General features: G+C 71.2%; 19 protein-coding genes. 8 read left to right on the top strand and 11 right to left on the bottom strand.

Annotated features, from left to right (window positions below):
• Positions 1-103 precede the first annotated feature (103 nt).
• The 3 genes from ABD999_RS09885 to ABD999_RS09875 are packed head-to-tail and all read right to left on the bottom strand — an operon-like array spanning position 104 to position 7136.
• Positions 104-1687: a cellulase family glycosylhydrolase gene (locus ABD999_RS09885; protein WP_219542787.1), complete on the bottom strand. Its 1584-nt coding sequence runs from the start codon at positions 1685-1687 to the stop codon at positions 104-106.
• Complete coding sequence (locus ABD999_RS09880; protein ID WP_378525223.1) at positions 1684-4263, bottom strand: glycoside hydrolase family 9 protein; 2580 nt, start codon at positions 4261-4263, stop codon at positions 1684-1686. The genes ABD999_RS09885 and ABD999_RS09880 overlap by 4 nt, the downstream gene beginning before the upstream one ends.
• A complete protein-coding gene (locus tag ABD999_RS09875) occupies positions 4206-7136 on the bottom strand; it encodes a glycoside hydrolase family 48 protein (RefSeq protein ID WP_345482662.1) in 2931 nt (976 codons plus the stop codon). The genes ABD999_RS09880 and ABD999_RS09875 overlap by 58 nt, the downstream gene beginning before the upstream one ends.
• A gap of 296 nt (positions 7137-7432) precedes the next feature.
• Here ABD999_RS09875 and ABD999_RS09870 point away from each other — a divergent pair, with 296 nt between their 5' ends.
• The gene (locus ABD999_RS09870) at positions 7433-9784 is read left to right on the top strand and encodes a glycoside hydrolase family 6 protein (RefSeq protein WP_271275992.1); all 2352 of its coding nucleotides are present in this window, start codon (positions 7433-7435) and stop codon (positions 9782-9784) included.
• A 79-nt stretch (positions 9785-9863) separates the two neighbouring features.
• Here the strand turns inward: ABD999_RS09870 and ABD999_RS09865 are convergent, their stop codons facing one another.
• From ABD999_RS09865 to ABD999_RS09850, 4 genes are all read right to left on the bottom strand, one after another.
• Positions 9864-10268, bottom strand: a complete 405-nt coding sequence (locus tag ABD999_RS09865) for a DnaJ family domain-containing protein (protein WP_271275991.1) — start codon at positions 10266-10268, stop codon at positions 9864-9866.
• Positions 10269-10372: 104 nt separating this feature from the next.
• Entirely contained in the window at positions 10373-10846 is a 474-nt protein-coding gene (locus ABD999_RS09860) for an ATP-binding protein (RefSeq protein WP_219542786.1), read from the bottom strand.
• A gap of 284 nt (positions 10847-11130) precedes the next feature.
• Complete coding sequence (locus tag ABD999_RS09855; protein WP_271275990.1) at positions 11131-12189, bottom strand: NAD-dependent epimerase/dehydratase family protein; 1059 nt, start codon at positions 12187-12189, stop codon at positions 11131-11133.
• 43 nt (positions 12190-12232) lie between these two features.
• Complete coding sequence (locus ABD999_RS09850; protein ID WP_148035563.1) at positions 12233-13414, bottom strand: zinc-dependent alcohol dehydrogenase; 1182 nt, start codon at positions 13412-13414, stop codon at positions 12233-12235.
• A 197-nt stretch (positions 13415-13611) separates the two neighbouring features.
• Between ABD999_RS09850 and ABD999_RS09845 the strand changes: the two genes are divergently transcribed.
• The 4 genes from ABD999_RS09845 to ABD999_RS09830 all read left to right on the top strand — a co-directional run bounded on the left by ABD999_RS09845 (position 13612) and on the right by ABD999_RS09830 (position 19235).
• Entirely contained in the window at positions 13612-14661 is a 1050-nt protein-coding gene (locus ABD999_RS09845) for a polyprenyl synthetase family protein (RefSeq protein ID WP_219542783.1), read from the top strand.
• Between the two features lie 108 nt (positions 14662-14769).
• On the top strand, positions 14770-16170 hold the full coding sequence (locus tag ABD999_RS09840; RefSeq protein WP_148035565.1) for a family 2B encapsulin nanocompartment shell protein: 1401 nt from the start codon (positions 14770-14772) through the stop codon (positions 16168-16170).
• A 9-nt stretch (positions 16171-16179) separates the two neighbouring features.
• Positions 16180-17124: a family 2B encapsulin nanocompartment shell protein gene (locus ABD999_RS09835; protein WP_148035566.1), complete on the top strand. Its 945-nt coding sequence runs from the start codon at positions 16180-16182 to the stop codon at positions 17122-17124.
• Positions 17121-19235 (top strand): terpene synthase family protein, encoded by a 2115-nt coding sequence (locus tag ABD999_RS09830; RefSeq protein ID WP_271275989.1) that lies wholly within the window; start codon positions 17121-17123, stop codon positions 19233-19235. Before ABD999_RS09835 ends, ABD999_RS09830 begins: the two co-directional genes overlap by 4 nt.
• Here ABD999_RS09830 and ABD999_RS09825 read toward each other — a convergent pair.
• On the bottom strand, positions 19232-19570 hold the full coding sequence (locus ABD999_RS09825) for an STAS domain-containing protein (RefSeq protein WP_271275988.1): 339 nt from the start codon (positions 19568-19570) through the stop codon (positions 19232-19234). The two genes, ABD999_RS09830 and ABD999_RS09825, sit on opposite strands and share 4 nt — an antisense overlap.
• A 506-nt stretch (positions 19571-20076) precedes the next feature.
• Here ABD999_RS09825 and ABD999_RS09820 point away from each other — a divergent pair.
• Positions 20077-20556: a C40 family peptidase gene (locus ABD999_RS09820; protein ID WP_187281517.1), complete on the top strand. Its 480-nt coding sequence runs from the start codon at positions 20077-20079 to the stop codon at positions 20554-20556.
• A gap of 3 nt (positions 20557-20559) precedes the next feature.
• Here ABD999_RS09820 and ABD999_RS09815 read toward each other — a convergent pair whose 3' ends face one another.
• Entirely contained in the window at positions 20560-21018 is a 459-nt protein-coding gene (locus ABD999_RS09815) for a MarR family winged helix-turn-helix transcriptional regulator (protein WP_271275987.1), read from the bottom strand.
• Entirely contained in the window at positions 21015-21641 is a 627-nt protein-coding gene (locus tag ABD999_RS09810; protein ID WP_271275986.1) for a type 1 glutamine amidotransferase family protein, read from the bottom strand. Before ABD999_RS09810 ends, ABD999_RS09815 begins: the two co-directional genes overlap by 4 nt.
• Before the next feature lie 59 nt (positions 21642-21700).
• On the opposite strand from ABD999_RS09810, the gene mads6 reads away from it, so the two are divergent.
• The gene (gene mads6, locus ABD999_RS09805) at positions 21701-23050 is read left to right on the top strand and encodes a methylation-associated defense system protein kinase MAD6 (RefSeq protein ID WP_148035570.1); all 1350 of its coding nucleotides are present in this window, start codon (positions 21701-21703) and stop codon (positions 23048-23050) included.
• Between the two features lie 17 nt (positions 23051-23067).
• On the opposite strand, the gene ABD999_RS09800 is transcribed toward mads6, so the two are convergent.
• Positions 23068-25755 carry an AfsR/SARP family transcriptional regulator gene (locus tag ABD999_RS09800; protein ID WP_271275985.1) on the bottom strand — a complete coding sequence of 896 codons (2688 nt, stop codon included), beginning with the start codon at positions 25753-25755 and terminating at the stop codon, positions 23068-23070.
• A gap of 114 nt (positions 25756-25869) precedes the next feature.
• On the opposite strand from ABD999_RS09800, the gene ABD999_RS09795 reads away from it, so the two are divergent.
• A complete protein-coding gene (locus ABD999_RS09795) occupies positions 25870-26784 on the top strand; it encodes a M23 family metallopeptidase (protein ID WP_148035572.1) in 915 nt (304 codons plus the stop codon).
• Positions 26785-26842: the final 58 nt, after the last annotated feature.

Here is a 26842-nt window from a genome sequence, read left to right as displayed (position 1 = left end):
CTTCTGGGCCGGCCGCGTTCGCGCCATCCGGGCGGGATGGTTCGCAGGGGCGGTTCACTTCATCGGGGTGGGGCCTCACCTCCTCGGGCGGGGAACGGGGTGGTCAGGTGGCGCAGGTGTAGCCGGACGGCACGCTCGTCTGGCCGCCGGGCCGACCGGCCTGGAAGCCGAAGCTGGTGCTGCCGCCGGGGCCGAGGTTGCCGTTGTAGCTCGCGTTCCTGGCGGTCACGGTCTGGCCGCTGACGGACACCGTGGCGTTCCAGGAGCCGGTGATCTGGTGGCCTGCGGGCAGCGTGAACGTCACCGTCCACCCCGTCACGGCCGAGGTGCCGGTGTTGGTGACGCCGGCCTGCACGACGTACCCGTCGCCCCACTGGCTCTGCACGGTGGGAGCCACCGAGCAGCCGCCGCCCGAGCTGCCGGGCTGGGTGGTGAACGAGGCGTTCGGGGACGAGCCGGACTGGTTGCCCGCCGCGTCCCTGGCCCGCACGTACACCTGGTAGGCGGTGGACGGGGTGAGGCCGGAGAGGGTGATCGCGTTGGTGGCCGTCTGGCCGAGGAGCGTGCCGCCCGAGCGGTAGACGTCGTAGCCGGTGACGCCCACGTTGTCGGTGGAGGCGGTCCAGGTCAGGCGGGCGCCGGTGGCGGTCACGTTGGACGCCGACGGGGTGCCGGGGGTGGACGGCGGGGTGGTGTCGACCGGGCCGCCGCCGCCGTAGATCGCGGCCTCGCGGGAGGTCGCCCTGATGCCGTTGGTCCCGTTGAAGAGCCGCTGGCCCCAGGAGGTGAGCTGGTTGACGTCGAAGTTGGTGACCTGGTCGAGGTACTCGACGCCGCCGCCGTTGCCGCTCCACGACCAGCCGAAGTAGCCGAGGCCGCGGCTCACGGCCTGGGCCATGATCGTGTCCTCGTCGGGGTTGCCGTCGGAGTGGTTGTGCCCGAACTCGCCCACGACCAGCGGCAGCCCGGCGGTCCTGAACGCGTCCATGTAGGCGGTGATCTCCGCGGCCGTGTCGAAGACCCCGTACATGTGGATCGAGAAGATCACGTTGCGGTCGGGGTCGCTGTCGAAGACGGTCCTGGCGTTGTCGCGCATGCCGAACTGCCAGTCCTGGCCCCAGTTGGGGGCGTCGACCATGAGCGCGTGGTCGAAGCCGTTGGTCCGCAGCTTCTGGATCGCGGCCGAGGTGGCGGCGGCCCAGCCCGGGGTGACGGCGTTATTGCCGATGGGCTCGTTGCCGATGTTCACGACGACGTAGTCCTCCTGGCCCACCAGGGCGGACTTGACGCTGATCCAGTAGTCGGCGGCCTGGTCGAGGGTGTAGGCGCCGCTCTGCTCGCCGTACCCGGTGGTGTCGTGGTTCTCCAGGACGCAGATCAGCTTGTTCTGCTTGCACAGGGAGACGACGTTGGCCACGTCGGCGGTGTTGTTGGGGGTCCACCGGCCGCCGCTGAGCACCACGCGCACGGCGTTGGCGCCGAGCGACTTGATGTCGCGGAAGGACTGGGTCTGGCTGGTGTACCAGGTGTGGGCGTGGCTGGTGCCGCGGAAGATCAGGTTCTGTCCGCCGCTTTCGACGATGTTCGCGCCGCTGACGTGGATGCCGACGGCGGCGTGCGCCGGTTGGCTGATCAGGGCGACCGGGAGGAGGATGAGCGCCGCCAGGGCGGCGAGGCGTGATCTCATGTGCTGCCCTCAGTGGTGCAGGTGATGGGGTCGGGTACGACACCGCCGCCGTTGGCCAGGAAGCCGAACGTGGTGGTGCCTCCGGGGGCCAGGGAGCCGTTCCAGGTCTCGTTCCGCACGGTGACGGTCGAGCCCGACGCGGTGTGCCTGCCGCCCCAGATCTGGGTGATGGCGCCGGAGCCGGTCCAGGAGACGGCCCAGCCGGTGATCCGCGAGGTGCCGGCGTTCTTCACCGTGACCTCGCCCTGGTAGCCGCCGCTCCACGAGTTGACGACCTTGAACGCGGCGGTGCAGCCGCCGGTCGGGGCCGGTTCGTCGGTGGTGGTGAACGTGACGCTGCCGGACGGCGGAGAGGTGTTGCCGGCCGCGTCCCTGGCGACGACGTACGCGGTGTAGCCGGTGCCGGGCGTGAGCCCGGTCAGGTCGAAGGTCGTGCCCGTCGCGGTTCCCGCCTTCTCCCCTTCCAGGTAGACGTCATAACCGCTGACGCCCACGTTGTCGGTGGCGGCGCTCCACGTCAGCCTGGCGGTGGAGCCGGTGATCGCGGAAGCCGCCGGGGTGCCCGGCCTGCCGGGCGGGGTGTCGTCCTCCTCCTCGGGTCCTGGCGGCTGGCCCCAGATCTTGGTGCCGCCGCTGTAGAGGGTGATGTTGTCGACCCGTACCGGCGTCGCGCCCGGCGTGGTGGTCACGCCGCGGTAGGACCAGTCGTTGGCCGGGTCCCACGTGCCGGAGCTGGCGATGCGGAACTGGATCTCCCTGCGGTGCTGCGACTGTCCCGCCGGGGCGATGCGCTGGCCGGAGCAGTCGACGGACACGTAGTACGTGCTGCCGCCGGCCGCGTGCAGCGTCGGGGCCGCGCACTGGGTGTACGCGGACGACACGGTGATCTGCGAGGCCGTGGTCGCGCCGTCGAGGGTGAAGTAGTAGCGGAACGACCCGTCGTCCAGGACCCGGGCGGGCCAGGCCGACCGGTTGCGGATGATGGCCTTGATCTCGGTGAAGTTCGCGCCGGTGGCGTTGACCCCGGCCTCCACGAAGATCTCCGGCCCGTCGGGCGTCTCCTCGGTGGGGAAGCCCGCCGCCGGCGGCCCGCCGTACTCGCGGTAGAGCCGGGCGAGCGCGCTGGTGAAGCCCGCGTTGTAGTCGGTGGCGACCTCGTTCATCACGTAGTCGTCACGCTTGTCGGTGTAGGCGTCGTTGGGGTCGGGCGGCCCGCCGACGAGCGCTCCGTACAGGGTGTGGCGGGTCTCCACCGGGGAGGAGAGCTGGTCCGTCCACGAGCCGTGCGCGGTGCGGTGGTGCGGGTTCTTGGGCGGGTTGTTCCCGAACCCGATCACGTAGGACGAGTTGCGGGGGTTGTCGCCGAGCGCGTAGCCGATCTGCCGTACCGCGAAGTCGTGGTAGCGGGCCTTACGGGTGGCGTCGGTGATCGAGTCGCTGTGCACGAGCGCCGCGAAGGCGGTGTTGGCCGCGTACCGCAGCGACCCCCACCGGTCCAGCACGGCCTGGCCGCCGGGCGAGTACGCCACCCGGGAGCCGTTCACCCCGACCGTCCACCAGTCGAGCCAGCGGTTGGCGTCGTCGAGGTACTTCTGCTTGCCGGTCAGCTTGTGCAGCAGCACGTAGGTGCCGTAGGACTTGTCGTCCCAGGCGATGGTCCACTTGTACGACTTGATGGAGGTCTGGGGCTCGGTGCCCAGGCTGTCGTAGAGCGACTCGGCCTTGGTCAGGAAGGTCGAGTCCTGCGTTGCCCTGTACAGCCAGATCGCGCCCCAGACCAGCTCATCGGTGTATCCGCTCCAGGAGTTGTAGTAGCTCTGGGCGTCTGTGATGCAGTCGCTGTACTCCTTTCTCACGGTGTCGGCGAAGGTGTAGAGCTGCCTGGCATGGGTCACCAGCGTGTCGGCGTAGCCGGGGTCGGTCGGCCGGAAGACGATCGACGCGGCCGCCATCGCCGCCGCCGTCTCGCCCGCCAGGTCCGACCCGCCGCACGACGCGTCGATCTTGTACGAGGGACGCGCCATGGACATCGCCTCGGCGGGGCCCCACCAGGCGTGGTCGGTGCCGCCGTTGCCGACCTGGCCGTACAGGACGTTCGGCGACGGGTGGGCCTTGATGAAGTAGTCGTTGACCCACCGCAGGTTGTTCAGCAGGTGGGTGAGCTGTCCGGAGTTCTGGTAGGCGTCGCGGTACTCGACCGCGCCCCAGGCCAGCATGGTGGCGGAGAACGCCATCGGGAAGCCGAACTTGACGTGGTCGCCGGCGTCGTACCAGCCGCCGGTCAGGTCGCGTCCGGCGTCGGCGCCGTCGTCCGTCGCGGAGTCGCCCCGCCATCCGACCCGGTTCCAGTCGGGCAGCTCGCCCGACTGCTGGGCCTCGTAGAACCAGAGCGACTTCTGAAGGGCCTCGCCGTACGCGAACGCCGGGGCCGCCGAAGCTTGGGCGCCCGGTACGGCGAGGAGCGGGAGGGCGAGGGCCGCCGCCGCGACGGCGGCGGCCCTCCGGAGGGTGCGGCTGATCACGGGAAGAGCCGCCCGTATTCGGCCAGGGCCACGGCCACGTCGACCTGCGCCCAGAACCGGTGGTAGTTGAACGTGGGCACCGGCCCGGTGCCGTCCAGGTACGCCTGGACCTCGGGCCAGTCGGGGTCGTCCTCGTAGAAGGACCTGATCGACAGGAACGTGGAGTTCGAGTTGATCGGGTCGCCGTTCGGCATGGTGCCGGTCCAGCCCGGCGGCACGTAGACCGGGTCGTCGACGCGCTGGTAGTCGGCCTTGGTCTCCTCGACCGAGACGCCCTTGTCGTCGCGGTTCTCCCACACGGCGTCGAGCAGCGCCTTGGCCGTGTCACGGGCCTCGGCGTGGTTCGCCCTGGCCGCGTAGTACATGAGCACCTTGGCGTAGGAGCCGGCGACGCCCACGTCCTGGGTGTGGTTGACGACCTCGACGTGCAGGCCGGGGTTGGGCGGCGGCATGCCGCTGGTGGCGTTGAAGCTGGCCACCGGCTGGCCGGTCCAGCGCAGCGTGGACGGGATCTGGTAGTCGCCGCCGCTGCTGACGGTGGTGTTGTCGAGCGCCCAGGTGACCCACTTGTCGAGCAGCCGCTTGGCGTCGGCGTTGCCGGTCACGTTGTACAGCTCCGCGACCCGTTCCATGGTCCAGGCCTGGAAGCCGAACCACTGGTTGGACGGCGGGTCGTGGTAGACGGGCTGCCAGTCGTAGGTCATGCCGTGGAACTTGGGCAGGTTGCTCGGCGGGGTGCCGTAGTCGCCTTCCCAGCTGTTGGTGGCGCCGCCCGCGATCGCGCCCTCGGCCGACTGCAGCCAGGTGTAGAACTGCAGCTGCCGGGTGAGGCTGGTGCTCCAGTCGTTGGCGCCGGTGGAACTGCGCGGACGCAGCTCGGCCACGTTCGACAGGGCCCAGGCGGCGAACGGGTTCTGGTAGCCGGAGTGGTTGTGGCTGGAGCCGATCCGCCAGGCCCAGCCCGCGTTGGCGTCGGTCGCGCCGCCCCAGGCGTAGTACCAGGACATCAGGTAGGAGGCGGCGTTCTTGCCGGTGCCCGCCGGGCACGACGGGCTGGTGCACCCGGGCTGCTTGAAGTACTTGTCGTACATCGAGTAGCGCAGGTAGTCGCCCATCTTGGCGGCCTTGGCCACGGTGGCGGAGATCTGCGACTCCTTGCCCTGCGCCTTGGCCCAGGTCAGCGCCCAGTACGCCACCTGCACGGCGCGGGCGTCGGCGTCGGGGGCGTTGGTGTACTTCCACTGCTTGGCGTAGGAGGAGTCCTTGATGAACAGGTCGAGGAAGCCGTTGGGCCCGCCGTGCTCGAACGTGTCGCACGACGGCTGCGGGATGGTCTCGAACACGGACTCCTCGGGCCCGCGCTGGTAGGTGTTGATGTAGGCGGGCTTGGTGGTGCCGTCGCCGCAGCGGCCGAAGCCGTAGGTGTTGTCGACGTCGAGCAGCCAGTGCATGCCGTAGATGTCGCGGGTGCCGTACGCGCTCTGCAGCTCGCCCGCGATCGGGTCGCTGCCCACGCTCACGCCCTGCTCGATCTGCGACGGGTAGTTGCTGACGCTGGTGTGCTCGGCCGCGTACGTGGCCGGCTTGGACGGGTCGTAGAACGAGTTCGTCGGCTGGTCGGCGGTGGCCGGGATGATGTACCTCTCCATGGAGGCCCAGGCGTTGTTGAACTTCGTCCAGTCACCGGTGACCTGCCCGTAGACGGCCTCCAGCCACAGGTAGTAGCTGTAGGCCTCGGACGTGGTCTCGTGCCCGTGGTCGGGCGCCTCGACCATGAACGTCTCCACCGAGTGGTACGGCACGCCCTCGGGCGAGAAGTAGCCGTTGGCGGGGTCGTGCAGGTCGTTGTACATCTCGGTGAAGCGCTGGATGTACTCGTTGTCGCCGCCGGTCCCGTCGTCGTCCACCTCGGTGGCGTTGACCTCGACCGGGGCGTAGCCGCTGGCGCTGACCCGGAACACGGCCGAGCCGCTGACGTCGTCCGCGTCGTCGGCGGCGTTGAGCGTCACGGTCTGCGCGGTGTTCCAGTTCGACGTGCTGAACGTGCGGGTCGCTCCGGTGCCGACGGTCAGGTCGGTGTCGCCGCTCACCCGCGCGGTGGTCACGGACACGTTGCCGGAGGGCTGTGCCGAGAGCCGGACGGAGAAGGAGGCGTCGCCCGACTCGGGCACGGCCAGGCTGAGCGGGCTGACGAGGAGCGCCGGTGTGTTGGTCGACGTGACGGTGATCCCGACCGGGGACGACACGGTGGTGTCACCGTCGTCGTCGGTCGCCCTGGCGGTGATCGAGTAGTTCCCGGCCGCCACGTTCTGCCAGTTGTAGGTGTAGGGCGCGCTGGTGTCGGTGCCCAGCAGCGTGCTGCCCTGGTAGAAGTCGACCTTGGCGACGGTGCCGTCGGCGTCCGCGGCGGTCGCGGCGATCGGCACGGTGGCCGGGGCGGTGAAGCTCTGCCCGGCGTTCGGCGAGGTCAGCGAGACCGTGGGCGGGTCGTTGACGGGCCCGGTGCCGCCGCAGGTGGTGCCGTTGATCGCGAACGAGGTCGGCGCCGGGTTGCTGCCCGACCAGGTGCCGTTGAAGCCGATGGAGGTGCTGGCGCCGGTGGCCAGGTTGCCGTTCCACGGCATGTTCTGCGCCGTGACCCGCGTGCCGGACTGGCTCCAGGTGGCGCTCCAGCCCTGCTGGTAGCGCTGGGTGGTGGTCGGGAAGTCGAAGGTCAGCGTCCAGTTGCTGAGCGGGTCGCCGCGGTTCTCGATGGTGATGGCCGCGGTGAAGCCGCCGCTGGAGCCGCTGCTCCAGTCGTTGGAGGTGTAGGACACCTGGCAGGCGACGGCCGCGCTGGCGGGCGCCTGGGCGAGTACGGTGGTGGTGCCCGCCACGAGGACCAGGACCGCGGGTGCGGCGAGCCTCCTGGCCAGGCGTGCGAGCATCGAACGGGGTCTACGGATCACGGTTGCTCCATGGGAGTAGGGGGTGGGAGCGCTCCCATGGGGATTGTGCGTTGCGCCGTGGAGGCGATGTCAACGAAATGCCCTCCGCGTGACGCCGGTATTTCCTCTCACCTGGTGGCGTGGCATGAAAGTTTCACGCCGGTTAAGGGGCGTTCGGCGAGCGTGCGACGGCGTGACGGGGCTCGCGGAGTGTCGTCGGCTGTACACCCTGGCGGACCGGTTGCACCATTGGGAGCGCTCCCAGTCAGCCTCTGTCCCCCTGGAGTTGATGACTCGTGAAGATCCCACGCGGCCTGCGCAGATGGGCCGTGACCGCGACCGCGACCCTCGTCGCGGCCTTCGGCCTGGTCGCCGGGCAGACCACGGCGGCGCACGCCGCGGTCGCCTGCGACGTCGTGTACACCCCCAACACGTGGACCTCCAGTCCGGGTCAGGGCGGCTTCACCGCCGGCATCACGCTGAAGAACCTCGGCGACCCGCTCAGCAACTGGACGCTGACCTTCGACTTCCCGACCACCACCCAGCGCTACACCCCCGACGGCTGGGGCGCCTCCTGGAGCCAGTCCGGCACCACCATGACCGGCCGGAACATGCCGTGGAACGGCAGCCTGGCCACCGGCGCCAGCATCTCGGTGGGCTTCAACGGCACCTGGTCGGGCACCAACCCGAACCCGACGTCGTTCGCCGTGAACGGCACCACCTGTGGCGGGCCCGGCGGCGTGACCCCCTCGGTCATCACCTCCGCCAGCTCGGTCGCGGTCGCCGAGGGCGGCACCGCCACCTTCACCGCCCGCCTTTCGTCCGCCCCCTCCTCCAACGTGACCGTGAGCACCACCAGGACCAGCGGTGACACCGACCTGACCGTCTCCTCCGGCGCCTCGCTCACCTTCACCCCGAGCAACTGGAACACCCCGCAGACCGTTACGCTCGCCGCCGCGCAGGACGCCGACACCGTCTCCGGCACCGCCGTCTTCACCGTGGGCGGCACCGGCGTCACCTCGGCGAGCGTCAACGCGAGCGAGGTGGACGACGACGCCACGCAGGAGCAGTCGCTGATCGTCACGCCCACGTCCGTGACCGTGCCGGAAGGCGGCACCGCCACGTTCACCGTCCGGCTGGCCGCCAGGCCCACCGCGAACGTGACCGTCACCACGACCGCCGGCAGCGGCGACACGAGCCTGACCGTCTCCGCCGGCGCCACGCGCACCTTCACGCCGGACAACTGGAACACCCCGCAGACCGTGACCCTGGCCGCGGCGCAGGACTCCGACACCACGGCGGGCACCCGCACCTTCACCGTGGCCTCCACCGGCCTGACCTCCCGCACCGTCACCGCCACCGAGGCGGACGACGACGGCGGCACCAACCCGACGCACGTCGAGAACCCGTACGCGGGAGCGACCGGCTACGTCAACCCCGACTGGTCGGCCAAGGCCGCGGCCGAGCCCGGCGGCGCGGCGGTGGCCAACATCTCCACCGCCGTCTGGATGGACCGGACCGCCGCCATCGCCGGCTCCGCCACCGCGATGAGCCTGCGCGAGCACCTGGACGAGGCGGTCAGGCAGGACGCCGCCAACGGCGCCTCACCGCTGACCATCCAGGTCGTCATCTACAACCTGCCGAACCGCGACTGCTCGGCGCTGGCCTCCAACGGCGAGCTGCGCATCTCCGAGAACGGCTTCAACCGCTACAAGACCGAGTACATCGACCCGATCGCCGACATCCTGGACGACTCGCAGTACGCCAACCTGCGCATCGTCACGATCATCGAGCCCGACTCGCTGCCGAACCTGATCACCAACACCGACCAGTTCGCCGACTGCCGCGAGGCGGACGGCCCGGGCGGCTACCGTGACGGCGTCCGCTACGCGCTCGACAAGCTGCACGCGATCACCAACGTCTACACCTACGTCGACGCCGCCCACCACGCCTGGCTCGGCTGGGACTCGAACTTCCAGCCCGCGGTCGACCTCTTCTACCAGACCGTGGCCGGCACCGCCGCGGGCGTGGACAGCGTGGACGGCTTCATCGTCAACACCGCCAACTACTCCGGCCTGAGGGAGCCGCACTACACGATCAACACCACGGTCAACGGCACCTCGGTCCGCCAGTCCACCTGGGTGGACTGGAACTGGTACATCGACGAGGCGAGCTTCGCCACCGCCCTGCGCAACGCCCTGATCGCCAAGGGCTTCCGTCAGGGGCTGGGCATGCTGGTCGACACCTCGCGCAACGGCTGGGGCGGCACCGCCCGCCCGGGCGCGGCGAGCACCTCGACCAACGTGAACACGTTCGTGAACGAGTCCAGGATCGACCGCCGCATCCACGCCGGCAACTGGTGCAACCAGAGCGGCGCGGGTCTCGGCGAGCGGCCGCAGGCCGCCCCGGCGGCGGGCTTCGACGCCTACGTCTGGATCAAGCCTCCGGGCGAGTCGGACGGCGCGAGCAGGGAGATCCAGAACGACGAGGGCAAGCGCTTCGACCGGATGTGCGACCCCACCTACACGGGCAACGAGCTCAACGGCAACAACCTGACCGGCGCCCTGGCTGACGCGCCGATCTCCGGCCAGTGGTTCTCCGCCCAGTTCAGAGAGCTCGTCAGGAACGCGTACCCGCCGCTGTCCTGACACACGGCACAGGGCCCAGGCCGCCGGAGCAGCCCCGGCCTGGGCCCTGTATCAAAAGCCACATATCAAAAGCACATGATCACTTCGAACGCCTCTCGCGCCACCGCGCGACGAGGCGTTCGACGTCGTACGGCACGAGGTTGAGCGGAGGCCCCGACAGGCCGGTCCTGATCGCCTCGCGGATCCTGGCGTTGATCTCCCCGACGATCCGCCGCAGCTCGGCCTCGGTGCGCGCCCCCTCGGCCAGGCGCAGCGCCTCCTCGGCGTCCTTGCGCAGCTGGAGCGTCGGCGGCAGCGGCATGGACAGGCCCTCGGCGCGCACCTTCTGCTTGATCCACCACATCTCGTCGTACGGCCGGTCGAGGCCGGGGATGGGCTTGCCGGCGCCCGGCAAATCGTCGAACTCCCCGCGCTCCATGGCCTCACGGATCTGCCGGTCGACCCAGTTCTCGAAGGGCACCCCCGGCGGTTTGCGCTCGCTCACGCGCTGCTCCCCAGATCTCAGGCTCTCCTGCGAGCCTATGCGAGGACCCCGCCCGCCGAAGGCGCGGGCTGTGTCACGGCAGGCGGGGCCTCGGTCCGGGGGACTCAGGCGACGAAGGTGCCTGGATGGCGGCCCAGCCCGGTGACCGCCACCCGGACGCGTCTCATGGGTGACAGCCGCCTCCCGCGGTTCTCCGGCAGGCGCATGGTGATCTCCACCCGGGTCCCCTGGGGACCGGTGCTGAACATGACGCCGTCGCTCAACCGGCGGATCAGGTAGAGCCCCCGGCCGTCGAAGGCCGAGTCGCCCGGCAGGCTGTGACCGTTCAGGCGGCCGCGGGGGATCCCCGATCCCCTGTCGACCGTCTCCGCCCGCAGGAGCCCGTCCACCGTCCACAGCGTGACGTGGCCGCTCCCGCCCGCGTGCGCCACGGCGTTGATGACGCTCTCGTGCACGGCCAGGACGAAGTCGTCGAGGCGCGGGCTCACCAGCCCGCAGCCCGTCGCGTGCCGCGCGACGGCATGGCGCAGCTCGGCCACCTCCTCGACGGTGAAGGGCTGGGCCAGAAGAGTGCGCATGGCAGGCTCCTCGCGATTGCCTGGTGTCGCCGACGCGCGGGACTCGAAGGCAGGCGTCATACGTGCGGTGCTCGTACGCGTTCGATCGGGTGGCGATGGTGAGCCCGGGGCGGGCGCGCGGGAGCCGCCGAGCTGCCGACCGGCCGGCACGATCGAGGGTTCGAGATCCATGCGGTTCCTCCGTGTCGCGATGACACCCAGGCCGCGCTTCCGGACCTCGCGTAGTTCACCCATTTCCCTGACATCAGGGATTTACACTGCCTTGCCGGAGACGGTGGCGTTTCTCACCTTTCAGGGGTGGCGCGGGCGCCGACCCCCGTGGCGAGTTCACGCAGGCGGCCGCGCATGCTGTCGGGCGCGAGCGGGGCGGTGTCCCCGCCGGCGCCGTCGTGGACGCCCTCCAGCGCGGTACGGATCGCGTCCTCCGAGGTGTGCCGGGGCGTCCAGCCGAGCACCTCGCGGGCCCTGTCGACGTTCATCAGCGGGATCGCGAGCGCCAGCTCCATCAGGCCCGGCGCGGCGGGCACCAGCCGCAGGTGCCAGCCGGCCGACACGGCGGCCCTGGCCAGCGGCCCGGAGACCGGCACGACGCGGGCGCCGAGCAGCTCGGCCAGCGTGCGCGGGTCGAGCACCGGCTCGGCGGCGATGTTGAAGGCCCCGCTGACCGGCTTGGTGACGGCCAGCCGGTAGGCCTCGGCCGCGTCCTCGGCGTGCAGCACCTGCAGCTTGAGCCCGGGGATGTCGGGCACGAACGGGATGCGCCCCGTCTTGACCATCCGCCGCGGCAGGAACGGCCCGGCGAACAGCCTGCGCTGCTCGGAGGCCGCCTCGCGCTTGAAGATGAACCCGGGCCGCATGCGCACCACCCGGATGCCCGGGTTGTCGTTCTCGAACACGTCGAGCACCCGCTCGACGTAGGCCTTCTCCCTTCCGTACGCGGCGCCGGGGAAGCCGTGGGTGGGCCAGCTCTCGTCCACCGGCACGTCCTTCGGCCGGGGCGAGTACGCGCCCACCGAGGACGCGTACACCAGAGCGGAGACCCCCGCCTCCGCGGCCGCCCTGAAGACCCGCGTGCTGCCGAGCACGTTGGCCCTCCAGGTGACGACGGCGTCCCTGGTCGGCTGGAACAGCCAGGCCAGGTGGACGACCACGTCGGCGCCCTCGAAGATGGGCGACAGGTCGGAGCGGACCACGTCCGCCTTGTGCCACTCGGTCGGGCCGCCGCGCGAGCCGGGAGGCCGTCTGGCCACGCCGACGACGGACGTCACGTTCTCGTCCGCCTCCAGCGCTCGCACCACACTGGTCCCGACATTCCCCGTCGCCCCCACCACCACGACTCTCATGGGCCTGTGGCTGCCCACCTCTCGCGCGGCGAAACCGCTGGAGTCACGGCTTGAGCAGGATCTTTATCGCACCGTCCCGCTTTTTCTGGAACATCTCGTACGCTTCGGGCGCCTGGTCGAGCGGCATGGTGTGCGTGGTGAGATCCATGACGCCGAGCGGATCGCCGTCGTCGGTGAGCAGCGGCATCAGCGCGCCGATCCAGCGCTTGACGTGCGCCTGGCCCATGCGCAGCGTGATGCCCTTGTCGAACATGCGCAGCATCGGCATCGGATCGGCCATGCCGCCGTAGACGCCGATGACCGAGATGGTGCCGCCGCGCCGGACGCTCTCGATGGACTGGTTGAGCGCGGCCAGCCGGTCCACGCCCGCGTGGGTCATGAGCGGCGCGGCCATCCTGTCCGGCAGGAAGCCGGTGAGCGTCTGGGCGAGCTTGCCGGCGGGCGAGCCGTGCGCCTCCATGCCGACCGCGTCGATCACGGAGTCGGTGCCGCGTCCGGACGTCAGGTCGCGGATGGCGGCGGGCACGTCGGTGACGTCGCTCGCGTCGACGGTCTCGATGCCGTGGCGGCGGGCCATCTCCAGGCGCTCGGGCACCCCGTCGACGCCGATCACCCGGTGGCCCAGGTGGCGGGCGATGCGGGCGCACATCTGGCCGATGGGGCCCAGGCCGAAGACGGCCACGGTGCCGCCGTCGGGGATGTCCGCCCAGTCGACGGCCTGCCACGAGGTGGGCAGCACGTCCGACAGGTAGACGAACCGCTCGTCCGGCGGACCTTCGGGCACCCTGATCGGGCCGAACTGCGCCTGCGGCACCCGCAGGTACTCCGCCTGGCCGCCGGGCACCTGGCCGTAGAGCTTGGTGTAGCCGAACAGCGCGGCGCCCATGCCGTGCTCGCGGACCTGGGTGGTCTCGCACTGGGCGTAGAGCTCCAGCCCGCACATGTGGCAGTGGCCGCAGGCGATGTTGAACGGGATAACCACCCGGTCGCCCTTCTTGAGCCCGGTCACCTGGGCGCCGACCTCCTCCACGACGCCCATCGGCTCGTGACCGAGGATGTCGCCCTCCTGCAGGAACGGCCCGAGCACCTCGTACAGGTGGAGATCGGAGCCGCAGATGCCGCTGCTGGTGACCCTGATGACGGCGTCGGTCGGTTCCTTGATCTCCGGATCGGACACCTCTTCGACGCGTACGTCCCGCTTGCCGTGCCAGGTGACGGCTCTCATGGTCTGCCTCCCTCGATCGACCAGGCCCGCATACCCGGGATACGCGCCCCTAGACCCTCTGGACCGCAGGTCAAGGGACGTTCATGAGGAGGGCTTGGATATCCCTGGAAAACTCGGGTCCCTCAACCCGCTTTACACACTCCGTATTCGGTGAGTAACTACTCGTAGCACAGAGCAGCCCTGAAGGAGTCTGGCCGATGACCGTGAGCATCACCCCCGACTTGCTGGCGCCCCGCATCGACGACCGGCTGGCCGGGTTCCTCGAGGGCTGGCGGCCCCCGGTCGCCGACCCCGACGTGGCGGCGGCCTACGAGTTGCTGGTCGGCTTCATCCTGGGCGGGGGCAAGCGCATCAGGCCGCAGCTGTGCTACTGGGGCTGGCGGGGCGCCGGCGGCGAAGACTGCGACGAGATCATCAGCGCCGCCGCGGCGCTGGAGCTCTGCCACGCGGGGCTGCTGATCCATGACGACATCATGGACGGCAGCGAGTTGCGCCGCGGGCAGGCGACGATCCACAAAAGCCTCGCCCGCCTGCACGAAGGACCTGGCGCGGAGGCCTTCGGGCAGGCGGGCGGGATCCTCCTGGGCACGCTCAGCCTGTCCTGGTCGGATGCCCTGTTGTCGTCGTGCGACGTGGACCCGGTCCGGCTGCGGGCCGCGCACCGCGTCTTCGACGCCATGCGCACCGAGGTGATCAGCGGCCAGTATCTGGACATGCTGGCCCAGCTGCGCGCCGGGGCGAGCGTGGAGCAGGCGCTGACCACGATCAGGTTCAAGACGGCTAAATACACCGTCGAGCGGCCGCTGCAGATCGGCGGCGCGCTGGCCGGGGCCGAGCCGGACCTGCTGCGCGCCTACACCCGGTTCGGGGTGCCGCTCGGGGAGGCGTTCCAGCTCCGCGACGACGTGCTCGGCACGTTCGGCTCGTCGGGCGAGACCGGCAAGTCGGCGCTCGACGACCTGCGCGACGGCAAGCACACCGTGCTGGTCGCGCACGCGCTGGCACGGGCCACGCCCCAGCAGCTCGCCTACCTCGCCGCCTGGCACGGCAACCCCGCGCTGGGCGAGGAGCAGGCGGCGGAGCTGCGCCTCATCCTGCTGGAGACGGGCGCGCTCGCCGAGGTCGAGTCGATGATCGACGCACGGGTCCGGCAGGCCGTGGAGGCGCTCGACACCGCCCCTGTCGCGCCCGACGCGCGGGCGGCGCTGACCCTGTTCGCGGCCCGGCTCGCCCACCGCGACAGCTGACCCCGGCCATGTCGAGAGCACGGCCGGGGCTGACCCCTGCCCACGAACGATTACCCAACGTACTTTTTCGTCACTCTCCGTAAATTTCTCATGATGGGTGGTGCCCGAATGACCGAGACGACCGACTCCGCCGCGGCAGGCCAGCAGCTGAGCCTCAGCACCGAGGCCGCGCGCAATCTCTCGACGACCACGAAGACCCCGCCGCAGATGCAGGAGATCACCTCACGGTGGCTGCTCAAGCTCCTGCCCTGGACGCAGACCTCCGGCGGCGTCTTCCGCGTCAACCGGCGGCTCACGTACACGCTCGGAGACGGCCGGATCACGTTCAGCACGAGCGGCGCCGAGGTGCGGGTGGTCCCCGCCGAGCTGTGCGAGCTGCCGATGCTGCGCGGTTTCGACGACATCGAGGTCCTGGAGGCGCTCGCGTACCGGTTCGCCCAGCGCGAGGTCGAGCCGGGCGACGAGATCGTCCGCGAGGGCGAGCCCGTCGACCAGCTCGTGCTGATCGCCCACGGCCGCGTCGGCAGGGTCGCCCAGGGCGCCTACGGCGACGAGCAGAACCTCGGCGTGCTGGCCGACGGCGACCATCTGGGCGACTCGATGCTCACCTCCGGCGGCACCTGGGAGTTCTCGGCCCGCGCCAGGACCGCCACCACCTTGCTGACGCTCTCCCGCGAGGACTTCCAGGCGCTGCTGGACCGCTCGCCGGGGCTGCGCGACCACCTGGAGGCGTGGCAGGCGGGCGGTGACCGGGCGCGCAACGACCACGGCGAGGCCGCGATCGAGATGTCCTCCGGCCACAGCGGCGAGGCGACGCTGCCCGGCACGTTCGTCGACTACGAGCTGAGCCCGCGTGAGTACGAACTGAGCGTGGCGCAGACCGTCCTGCGCGTCCACAGCCGGGTCTCCGACCTCTACAACCAGCCGATGAACCAGCTGGAGCAGCAGCTCAGGCTGACCATCGAGGCGCTGCGTGAGCGGCAGGAACACGACCTGATCAACAACCGCGACTTCGGGCTGCTGCACAACGCCGACTTCGCCCAGCGCATCCGCACCCGCACCGGCCCGCCCACCCCCGACGACCTGGACGACCTGCTGGCCAAGGTGTGGAAGGAGCCGGCGTTCTTCCTGGCCCACCCGCAGGCCATCGCCGCCTTCGGCAGGGAGTGCAGCAAGCGCGGCCTCTACCCGCAGGCCGCCGAGGTGAGCGGCCACCGGGTGCCCGCCTGGCGGGGCGTCCCGATCTTCCCGTGCAACAAGATCCCGATCAGCGCGCAGCGGACCAGCTCGGTCATGCTCATGCGCACCGGGCAGGAGAACCAGGGCGTGATCGGGCTGCACCAGACCGGCATCCCCGACGAGTACCAACCGAGCCTGTCGGTCCGGTTCATGAACATCAACGAGAAGGCCGTCATCTCCTACCTGGTCAGCGCCTACTACTCGGCCGCGGTCCTGGTTCCCGACGCGCTGGCCGTGCTTGAGGACGTAGAGATCGGCCGCGAGGACTAGGTGCCCCGGTTGACCGAGCTGGAACGGCCGCTGAGCCTCGGCACGCCCGGGGCTCGCACGCTGGCCACGACGACCAAGACGGCTCCCCATACGCAGGAGAGCTCCCCCCGGTGGCTGCTGCGCGCGCTGCCGTGGGTGGAGCTCTCCGCGGGGAGCTACCGGGTGAACCGCCGGCTCACCCCCTCACCCGAGCGGCCCGACCCGCGCCCGCTGAACAGGCGCGGGGAGGTCGCGATCGACCTGGCGTCCGGCCACCGGGGGGAGCCGCGGCTGCCCGGCACGTTCCCCGACTACGATCCCAGCCCGCGCGAGTACGAACTGAGCGTCTCCCAGGCCGTGCTGCGGGTCCACACCAGGGTCGCCGACCTGTTCAGTGACCCGATGGACCAGACCAAGGAGCAGCTCAGGCTCACCGTCGAGGCGGTGCGCGAGGCGCAGGAGCGCGAGCTGGTCGGCAACCCCCGGTTCGGGCTGCTGCACAGCGCCGACCCGAAGCAGCGGCTGACCCCCCGCTCGGGGCGGCCCGGCCCGTCCGACCTGGACGCGCTGCTGACCCGCCGGCGCAAGACCCGCTACATGCTGGCGCACCCGCTCGCCATCGCGGCGTTCGGCCGCGAGTGCAGCGCCACGGGCGTCTACCCCGACAGCGTCGAGGTCGACGGCAGCCGGATGACCGCCTGGCGCGGCGTGCCCATCCTGCCCTGCGACAAGATCCCGATCAGCCGGTCGGGCACCAGCTCGATCCTGGCCTTCCGCACCGGCGAGGAGGACCAGGGCGTGGTGGGGCTGCACCAGACCGGCATCCCCGACGAGCACCTGCCGGGGCTCAGCGTCCGGGCCATGGGCATCGACGAGCGGGGCATCACCACCTACCTCGTCAGCGCCTACTACTCGGTCGCCGTGCTCGTCCCCGATGCGCTCGGCGTGCTCGACGGCGTGGAGGTGTACGGGTGAGCTTCGACATGCCGGACTTCTACCTGCCGCATCCGGCGCGGCTCAACCCGCATCTGGAGGAGGCCAGGACCCACGCCAGGCTGTGGGCGCGGGGCATGGGGATGCTGGAGGGCTCGGGCGTCTGGACCACCGACGACCTCGACGCCCACGACTACGCGCTGCTGTGCGCGTACACCCATCCCGACTGCGACGCCGCCGAGCTGTGCCTGGTGACCGACTGGTACGTGTGGGTGTTCTTCTTCGACGACCACTTCCTGGAGGTGTTCAAGCGGCCGGGCGACCGGGAGGGCGGCAAGGCCTACCTGGACCGGATGCCCGCGTTCATGCCGCTGGAGCCGGGGGCCGCCGTGCCCGAGCCGGCCAACCCGGTCGAGGCGGGGCTCGCCGACCTGTGGGCGCGCACGGTGCCGGGGACGTCGCCCGGGTGGCGTGCGCGGTTCGCCGAGAGCACGAAGGCGCTCCTGGACGAGTCGTTGTGGGAGCTGTCCAACATCAACGCGGGCCGGGTGCCGAACCCGGTCGAGTACATCGAGATGCGCCGCAAGGTCGGCGGGGCGCCCTGGTCGGCCGGGCTGGTCGAGCACGCCGTGGGAGCCGAGGTGCCGGACGTGATCGCCGGGTCGCGGCCGATGCGGGTGCTGCGCGACACCTTCGCCGACGGGGTCCACCTGCGCAACGACCTGTTCTCCTACCAGCGGGAGACCGGTGAGGAGGGCGAGCTGAGCAACGGGGTGCTGGTCCTGGAGACGTTCCTGGAGTGCACCACGCAGCAGGCGGCGGACGCGGTCAACGACCTGCTCACGGCGCGGTTGCAGCAGTTCGAGCACACCTTCGCCACCGAGCTGGGGCCGCTGCTGGCCGAGCACCGGATCGACCCGGTCAGCTGCGGCGGCGTGCTGGCGTACGTGAAGGGGCTGCAGGACTGGCAGTCGGGCGGGCACGAGTGGCACGCCCGGTCCAGCCGCTACACCAAGGCCGCACCGGGGCCGGGGCTCGGCATGGCGTCGCTGGGGCTCCACCGGTTCCGCTCCCATCAGCACGTCCCGTACCAGCGGGTGGGGCCGGCCCGGGTGCCCGACCTCTTCATGCCGTTCACCGCGCGGCTCTCCCCGCACCTGGAGGGGGCCCGGCGCAACCTGGACGCGTGGGCTCGCCGGATGGGCATACTCGACGTGGCCGTGTGGGACGAGGAGAAGCTCGCCGACTACGACCTGCCGCTGTGCGCGGCCGGCATCCACCCGGACGCCACGCCTGAGGAGCTGGACCTGTCGTCGGCCTGGCTGGCCTGGGGGACGTACGGCGACGACTACTTCCCGAAGGTGTTCGGGCGCAACCTGGTCGCCGCGCGGGCCGCGGTGGCCCGGCTGCCGGGGTTCATGCCGCTCGACGGCGTCACCTTCGCGACACCGGCCAGCGCGCTGGAGCGCTCGCTGGCCGACCTGTGGCGGCGCTCGGCCGGGCCGATGAGCGAGGCGGCGCGGCGCGCGTTCCGCCGGTCCGTCGAGGACATGACCGAGAGCTGGGTGTGGGAGCTGGCCAACCAGGCGGCGCACCGCATCCCCGAACCGGTCGACTACGTCGAGATGCGGCGGCTGACGTTCGGCTCCGACCTGACGATGAGCCTGTGCCGGCTGGCCCGCGCCGACGAGATCCCTCCCGAGGTGTGCGCGAGCGGGCCGCTCAAGTCGCTGGAGAACGCCGCGCAGGATTACGCCTGCCTGCTCAACGACGTGTTCTCGTACCAGAAGGAGATCGAGTTCGAGGGTGAGATCCACAACGGGGTGCTGGTGGTGCAGAGCTTCTTCGGCTGTGGCTATCCGGAGGGCCTGCGGATCGTGGTCGACCTGATGGAGTCGCGGATGCGGCAGTTCCAGCACGTGGCCGCGCACGAGCTGCCGGTGCTCCGCGCCGACCTCGGGCTGGACGAGCGGGCCGGGCAGGCGCTCGACGGCTACGTGCGGGACCTGGAGAACTGGATGTCCGGGATCCTCGTCTGGCACCGCGACTGCCGCCGTTACGACGAGGAGTCCCTGCGGCGGCACAACCGGCCCTTCCGCGGCCTGCCGTCCGGGCCGACGGGGCTGGGCACGGCGGCCCTGTCGGTCATCTAGACCAGCGGCTGCGCGCGGGCCTCATGGTGCCAGCCCATGAGGCCCATCAGCCGTCTCTGGAACGGTGTCACGTTGACCAGCCGGATCCACCGCCGGCCGGGCGGCACCGCGGGCATGACCAGCACCCGCAGGCCGGACAGGTCGACGAAGGTCAGCGCGCCGGTGTCGACGGTCAGCGGCTCGCCGCCGTGCCACGCGGATCGCAGGGTACGTTCGAGCGCCGGGCTGTTGGTGACGTCGACCTCGCCCACCAGGACGGCCGTCGAACCGCTCCGCGCGATGATCCGCAGTTGGGCGTCCTGGTAGAGCAGCCGCCCCATGTCATCGCTCATCATGCGCACACCCCCACTCGGTCTCAGGGGGTTGCCGGCGAGCCCTGCGGCCGAAACACCGGCCGCTGCCCACAATACACGCAATATGCCGACTTATGTAATCTTCGCCATGAAATGACCGTATTCACACCATCTCGTGAACGGGCGGGGCCGCGCCTCGACCGGCGGGCGAGCGGAGGCGCTCACGGAAAAACCAAGCCCTTTTCGGGATAGCGAATATCTCCTGCCGCTTCTTATTGGTGATATGTCCGAGCTGATCCGCTTTTGTCGTGGGCCATTGTGGACGCATTTTCAGCTTGTCGCCATACGTGCATCCGGCCTGGCTAAAGGGCGTTTTATGCCTATAGGCCGGGAGCATTCATCAGGGGACGAGCGGTGCCGCGCCGGCGGCGAGGATCGGCGTGACCGACAATGCAGAAGCGGTGAATATCCAGATGCGGGCAGTACGCATACTTATCGCCACGGCCATGGCGTGCGCTTTTCCCGGAACCCTGAATTCCGCCACGGCAATGGCACACGACTGTTTCGACCCGTACGCGGTCGAATGTTACGACGACCGGCCGTGGTATCCGCGGCCCGGCCGGGTGGTGGCCGACGCCGCCCTGGAAGCGATCGGGCTGCCGTACTCGTGGGGCGGAGGCGGCACGAGCGGGCCCGGCTACGGGATCGGGCGCGGCGCCAAGACCTGGGGCTTCGACTGCTCGGGCCTGGCCCAGTACGCGTGGGCCAGGGTGGGCGTGACCATCAGCCGCACCTCGCAAAGACAGTGGGAGGACGGGATCCGGATCCCCAGGGACGAGGTGCGCGCCGGCGACCTGGTCTTCTACGACAGCAACCCGCGCCGCCGCGGGCCGGAGCACGTCGGCATCGCGATCAACCGCAAGCGGATGGTCAACGCCCCGTTCACCGGCGCCACCGTACGGGTGGAACCGGTGGACAGGCCCACCTACATCGGCGCCGTCCGCCCAGGCGTGGAGCCGGACTGGTGAGGCTCAGGAGGTCCGCTGGATGCGGTCCATGGCGGCGCTGAGCCGCCGCAGGGACTCCACGCAGGCGTGGAAGCGGTCCGCGCCCAGCTCGGCGGCCAGGGCGGCGGCCAGCTCCCGGTGGCCGGGGACGATCCTGGCGACGGCCGCCCTGCCCTCATCGGTCGGGGTGAGGAGCTTGGCGCGCTTGTGCGCCGGGTTCGGCAGGTATTCGGCCAGGCCCTTCTCCACCAGCAGATCGGCGACCCGCTGCACGCCCTGGCGGGTCATGCCCATCACCCTGGCGATGCCGGCCACCGGCAACGGCTCACGCAGCACCGCCCCGAGCACCTGCCACCAGGCGGCCGTCAGCCCGGCCGGACGGGCCAGCGACTCGGCCACCTCCAGGAACTGCCCGTTGAGCCGGAAGACCGTGAGCGCGGCGTCCGACAGCAGCTCCACCGTCTCGGGCGAGGCGCCGCTCACGCCGACATCAGCACCTCGTACGCCGAGGCGTCGCTTCGGGAGAACAGCCGGTACCACGCGTCGACGATCTCGGGCCGGTTGACGTCGAGCCGGAGGAAGATCTCCCGGGCGAAGGCCACCGGCTCGGTGGGACCCGCCGTGATGAGGTCGCCGTCGGTGACCGCGTCCGTCTCGACGTAGCGGGCGGCGCCGGAGTAGCCCTCCTGGGCCTCCAGGTACTGCACCGCGCCGCTGGTGTGGGCGCGCCCGTCGAGCAGGCCCTCCCGCGCGAGACCGGCCGTGGCGCCGCAGATCGCGGCGACCGGGACCCCCTCGGAGAGGAACGCGCGGGCGGTGCGGGCGAACGGCGTGAGGTCGTCCCCCTCGTCCCACGTGGCGGCGCCGGGCAGGATGAGCAGCGCGCTCCCCGAGGGCGAGAGCTCGTCGAGCGCCAGGTCGGGCGTGACCCGCAGGCCGCCCATGGTGGTGACGGGGTCGCGGGTGAGACCGACCATGACGATCTCGAAGCCGCTCCGGTCGCGGTGGAAGCGGCCGGTGCGCAGATGAGCCGTCGCGTGCCCGACCTCCCAGTCGGCCATGGTGTCGTAAGCCGCCACATGGATCGTTCTCTTCGCTTCACTCATGACAACATACTGTCATTTCGACAGCATGCTGTCAATCCATTTCGTGCGAGGATAGGGCCATGGCAGAGATCGTCGGGGGCGGGAGGCCGGTCAACGACGCCGAACGGCGCGTGATCGCCTTCCTGAGAGACAACGCGCCCGCCGACTGGCTCCTGCTGCACAACGTGGAGGTGCCGCGCGGCGACGACGTCTACGAGGTCGACCTGATCGTGCTGACCCGCCACGCGCTGGTGGTCGTCGACGTCAAGGGCACCAGGGGCCGCATCGAGGTGTCCGGCTCGCGCTGGTTCCCGCCGCGCAGGGAGGCGTTCGGCTCACCGGTCACCAAGCTGCGCGGCACCGCCAAGGCGCTCAAGGGCCTGCTCGTCTCCCGGGCCACCCAGCTGGAGCGGGTCTACGTCGACAGCTTGGTGGTGCTCACCTCCCCCGACGCGCGGCTGGTCGACCCGGCCGGGCGCGACGCGGTCAACGTCACCGACCTGTCCGGCCTGATCGCGACACTGGGCGACGTCTCCAGGGTCAGGCGCGGCTGCAGCCCCGACGTGCGCCCCTACCTGTCCGCCGTGCTCGACGCGCTCAACCAGACCGTACGCCGCAGCACCACGCCTCCTCGCTTCGGCAACTGGGAGGTCGAGGAGCAGCTCGGCGGCGACGCGCGGGTCACCGAATACCGCGCGTTCAACGCCACGCTGCCGGGCAGCGAAACCGTGCTGCTCCGGGTCTACCAGGCCGACCCGCTCGCCGACCAGGCGTCCAGGGCGGCCGAGCGGCAGCGCATCGCCAACGCCTACCAGACCCTGGCCCGCATCCCTCCCCACCCGTGCGTGGTGCGCTCGCGCGACTTCTTCGCCATCGACGACGAGAGCCGGTTCGTGCTGGTGCTCGACGACGTCCACGGCCAGGCTCTCCATCTGCGGCTGGGCAGCGGCGAGCGGCTGGGCGTGATCCAGGACATGCTGCGCGGCCTGGCCCACGCGCACGCCCACGGGGTGATCCACCGTGCGCTCACCCCGGCCAGCGTGCTGGTGACCGACGACGGCCACGCGGTGCTGACCGGGTTCGACTACGCCAAGCCGGGGCCGCGCGACTACACGGTGGTGCACGAGCTCCACAACGTGCTCGACGCCCACTACGTCGCGCCCGAGTGCCAGGAGCGTCCTGACCGGATGACCGCCGCTGCCGACGTGTACGCGGCGGGCGTGATCGCCTACCAGCTCCTGACCGGCGCGCTGCCGACCAGCGCCGACGCCTATGGGCGGGCGGACGTGCCGGAGGTGGTGCGGCGGATGATCGACCTCGTCCCGGCCAAGCGCCCCACCGCGGAGGAGTCGCTGGCCGCCCTGGAAGGCTCGGCGCGCGGTGGCGGCTCCCGCTTCAAGTGGCTCTTCCGCCGGCTGACGAACGGCTGACCCGGAGCGATCGCGGTTCAGGCGGGGAGTTCGCGGCGCAGCAGGCTGGCGTGTTCGAGGTAGCCGAGGGCGAGGCCGGTCCGGCCGGCGGAGCGGTGCAGCTCGCCGAGCAGCTGGGTGGCGGAGGCCTCGCCGCTGCGGTCGCCCAGCTCGCGGAAGACCAGCAGCGACCGCTCCAGCCCGGCCGAGGCGGGGGCCAGCTCGCCGCGGTCCACCTGCAACCCGGCCAGGCTCTGCAGCGCGTACGCCCCGCAGTGGCGGTCGCCGAGCGACTCGAAGATCTCCAGGGCGTGCCGGTGGAACGACATGGCCCGGTGCAGCGTGCCCATCTGCAGGCAGACGCAGCCTTCACGGTGCGCGTCGCCGAGGTCCTGGGCCAGCCGCATCGCCTGGCCGAGCGACTCCGACGCCTGCGCCAGGTCGCCGGCCTTGATGCAGGCCCGCCCGATGGCCTGCCGGGTGAACGCCTCGCCGTGCTGGTCGCCCGCCGCGAGGAACATGGCCAGCGCCTGCTTGAACTGGTCGAGCGAGCGGGCGTGCCGGCCGCTGAACTGGCTGACCGCGCCCAGCCCGCAGACCGAGGTGGCCTCCGCCCGCAGGTCCCCCAGCTCACGGAAGAGCCCGCGGGCGCGGGTGAAGCCCTCGGCCGCCTCCTCGTACCGGTCCCGGTAGAGCGCGACCTGGGCGAGGCCGCGCAGCATCGCGGCCTCCCCGTACGTGTCGCCGGCGGCGCGGGCGGCGGCCAGCGCGACGTCGTGGGTGCGCTGCCAGGTGTCCAGGTGGCAGTGCAGGTCGAGGTACGGCACCATGGCGGCGGCCAGCCCCCAGGCGGAGGCCGCGAGACCGGCCTCGGCGGCCACGGACACCGCGCCGGCCAGCGCCTCGTGCTCGGTCTCGAACCAGGTGAGCGGGTCGGCGGTGAGCCGGTCCAGGGTCTGCTCGGGCAGCCGCCAGCGCGGCGCCCCGGCGGCGGTGAGGCTGAAGACGGTGGTGGGCAGCCTGGCCATGGCGTGCTCGGTGGTCGTCGTCCACGCGGCCAGCACCCTGGCCACGCCCTGCGGGTCGGGGCCGCGTTCGAGCGCGTGCCGGCGGATCAGGTCGGGTAACCGGTAGCGGGGCTGGCCGACGAGGTCGGTGCCGGCCACCTCCAGCAGGTTCACGTCGACGAGCAGGTCCGTCACGTCGTCGGCGCGGGGCCGGTCCAGCGCGGCGCCGACCACCCAGCCGGGCTGGGCGGGCGCGCCGAGCAGGCCGAGGGTGCCCAGCGTGCGGGCGGCCTCGGCCGGCAGGTGGCGGTAGCTGCGCTCCAGGCAGGCGCGGACCTCCTTCAGCTCGCCGAGCCTGTCGTCCTGGAGGCGTTGCCTGAGCACCGCCAGGGACCAGCCGGGCCGCCCGGCGAGCCGGGACCCGGCGCTGCGCAGCGCCAGCGGCAGCCGTGCGCAGGCGTCGACGATGGCCAGCGCGTCGGCGCGCTCGCGCGCCACCCGGTCGGCGCCCGCGATCCGGCCGAGCAGCAGCAGGGCCTCCTCCTGGGGCAGCTCGGCCAGGTCGACGTGGAGCGCGCCGGGCAGCTCGGTGATGCGGCGCCTGCTGGTCACGATCACGGAGCTGTCGTTGCCCGGCAGCAGCGGGCGCACCTGGGCGGCGTCGAGCGCGTCGTCGAGCAGCAGCAGCATCGGCCGCTCGGCGAGCAGCGAGCGCAGCAGGGCCGAGCGCTCCCGCACGGTCGGCGGCGGCGACTCCACGCCGAGCGCCCGCAGCGCCTCGGCGAGCAGGTCGCCCGGCTCCCTGCCGTCGAGGTCGAGGTAGAGCTGGCCCGCCGGGAAGCGGGTGCGCAGGGCCAGCGCGGCCCGTACCGCCAGCGCGGACTTGCCCACGCCGGGCGGCCCGGAGATCGTCGCGAGCGGGAACGGCCCGGCCAGCGCCGCCAGCTCGGCCTCGCGCCCGATGAAGTCGGGCACGTCGGGCGGGAGCTGGTGCGGCGCGGCGGGCGCCGGCTCGTCGGCGAGGATCGCCTCGTACGCGCGGCGCAGCTCGGTGCCGGGCTCCACGCCCAGCTCGTCCACCAGCCTGGCCCGCACCGAGGCGTAGGTGCGCAGCGCCTCGGCCCTCCTGCCGCCGCCGTGCAGGGCCAGCAGCAGCCTGGACCACAGGTCCTCCCGGTAGGGGTGCTCGCCCAGCAGCCCGCGCAGCTCGCTCACCGCCCCGGCGTGGTCGCCCGATCCGAGCCGCTGGCCGATCAGCTCCTCCGCGGCGCGTAAGCGTAAGCCGTGCAGGGGTTCGAGCCGGCGGTCCCACAGCGGGCTGCCCGGCAGGTCGGCAAGCGGCGCGCCGCGCCAGAGCGCGAGCGCGTCGGCGTAGCGCGCCTGGCCGGCCAGCTCCTCGAAGGCGAGCAGGTCGAGCGCGCCGCCGGGCACGTCGATCGCGTAGCCGGAGCCTTCGCCGCGCAGCCGGCTGCCGGCTTCCTCGCCGGTCCCGGCCAGGTCGGACCGGAGCGAGCTGGCGTAGGTGCGCAGATTGGCCAGGGCCGAGCGGGGCGCGCGCTCCGGCCAGAGCACCTCGACCAGGTCGTCGGCGCCGACCACGTGGTTGGCGTGCAGCAGCAGAGTGGCGAGCAGCAGGCGTGGCTTTCTGCCGGAGATCCGGACCGGCTGACCCGCCGACCGTACCTCCAGCGGTCCGAGCACATGAAAGGTGACCGTCATGACCGCATCAGCTCCTCTATGAGGCCTGACAGCTTGTTGTACCGGTTCTGGACGCTTTCTGTACGGGTTATCCCGACCCTGGGTGAGAGAGATCGCCCCCGAAAGGATCACCTGATGAAGATCAGCGGAGCAATCGTGGCCGGAGCCGCTCTCTTGATGAGCCTCGGCACGGCATCCGCGGCCGCCGCCGACAGGCAGGCGGAGACGCAGCAGGCGCAGGCGCTCGCCACCGACTTCCAGCTGCCGTTCCCCTGCGGCCAGGCGTGGACGGGCAACTCGAACGCGAGCAGCGCCCACCAGTCGTACGAGATCGACTTCAACCGGGGCGGCAGCGCCGACGCCGACCTCGGCGACACCGTGGTGGCGGCCGCGTCGGGCACCGTGGTGATCTCCTCGCACCAGGGCTCGACGAACGGCTTCGGCAACCTGGTCAAGATCGACCACGGCGGCGGCTGGTCCACCTACTACGCCCACCTGAACGCCCGCTCGGTCAGCGTGGGCCAGTCGGTGGCGCAGGGCCAGAAGATCGGCACCGTGGGCAAGACCAGCAAGCCGGGCAACAACATCAGCGCCCACCTGCACTACGAGGTCCGCCAGGGCACCAGCTACCCGTCGAACGTCCGCAAGGCCGTCTTCAACGGGGTCACCTTCGGCTACCCGAACCAGACGGTGACCTCGCGCAACTGCGGCGGCGGCAGCACCAACCCGCACACCCCGACCTCGGTCTGCGGCGCCGGCTACAGCGTGATCAACTCGGCCGCGCTGGGCACGGCGGGCACCGTCTACCTGCTCTACAACGCCTCCAACGGCAACAACTGCGTCACCACGATCAAGCACTCGTCGATCGGCACGGCCACCGCCACCAGCGCCTACCTGGAGGTCCAGGGCAGCGCCAGGAAGACCGACTCGGGCAACTTCTCCTACTACGCGGGCCCGGTCACCGCCCAGGCGGCCGGCAAGTGCGTCAAGTGGGGCGGCAAGGCGGGCTCGTCCACCCACGACAGCCCGTTCCAGCACTGCGGCAGCTGAGCCTCTCCGCCCCGCCGCGCACCCGCGGCGGGGCGGTTCCCTTCCCCATCCCTTCTCC

The organism is Nonomuraea ferruginea (genome assembly GCF_039540635.1).
GTDB classification, from domain to species: Bacteria; Actinomycetota; Actinomycetes; order Streptosporangiales; family Streptosporangiaceae; genus Nonomuraea; species Nonomuraea ferruginea.
The sequence above is the reverse complement of the archived record's forward strand: the minus strand, read 5'-3'. Positions and strand labels throughout refer to the sequence as shown.

What these genes read in the sequence shown, in the direction of transcription:
- ABD999_RS09860 (WP_219542786.1), bottom strand. Translation starts at nt 10,846, where the DNA reads ATGCGCACTCTTCTGGCCCAGCCCTTCACCGTCGAGGAGGTGGCCGAG.
- ABD999_RS09825 (WP_271275988.1), bottom strand. Translation starts at nt 19,570, where the DNA reads ATGATGAGCGATGACATGGGGCGGCTGCTCTACCAGGACGCCCAACTG.
- ABD999_RS09840 (WP_148035565.1), top strand. Translation starts at nt 14,770, where the DNA reads ATGACCGAGACGACCGACTCCGCCGCGGCAGGCCAGCAGCTGAGCCTC.
- ABD999_RS09820 (WP_187281517.1), top strand. Translation starts at nt 20,077, where the DNA reads ATGGCACACGACTGTTTCGACCCGTACGCGGTCGAATGTTACGACGAC.
- ABD999_RS09875 (WP_345482662.1), bottom strand. Translation starts at nt 7,136, where the DNA reads ATGCTCGCACGCCTGGCCAGGAGGCTCGCCGCACCCGCGGTCCTGGTC.
- ABD999_RS09885 (WP_219542787.1), bottom strand. Translation starts at nt 1,687, where the DNA reads ATGAGATCACGCCTCGCCGCCCTGGCGGCGCTCATCCTCCTCCCGGTC.
- ABD999_RS09795 (WP_148035572.1), top strand. Translation starts at nt 25,870, where the DNA reads ATGAAGATCAGCGGAGCAATCGTGGCCGGAGCCGCTCTCTTGATGAGC.
- ABD999_RS09810 (WP_271275986.1), bottom strand. Translation starts at nt 21,641, where the DNA reads ATGAGTGAAGCGAAGAGAACGATCCATGTGGCGGCTTACGACACCATG.
- mads6 (WP_148035570.1), top strand. Translation starts at nt 21,701, where the DNA reads ATGGCAGAGATCGTCGGGGGCGGGAGGCCGGTCAACGACGCCGAACGG.
- ABD999_RS09845 (WP_219542783.1), top strand. Translation starts at nt 13,612, where the DNA reads ATGACCGTGAGCATCACCCCCGACTTGCTGGCGCCCCGCATCGACGAC.
- ABD999_RS09855 (WP_271275990.1), bottom strand. Translation starts at nt 12,189, where the DNA reads ATGAGAGTCGTGGTGGTGGGGGCGACGGGGAATGTCGGGACCAGTGTG.
- ABD999_RS09800 (WP_271275985.1), bottom strand. Translation starts at nt 25,755, where the DNA reads ATGACGGTCACCTTTCATGTGCTCGGACCGCTGGAGGTACGGTCGGCG.
- ABD999_RS09850 (WP_148035563.1), bottom strand. Translation starts at nt 13,414, where the DNA reads ATGAGAGCCGTCACCTGGCACGGCAAGCGGGACGTACGCGTCGAAGAG.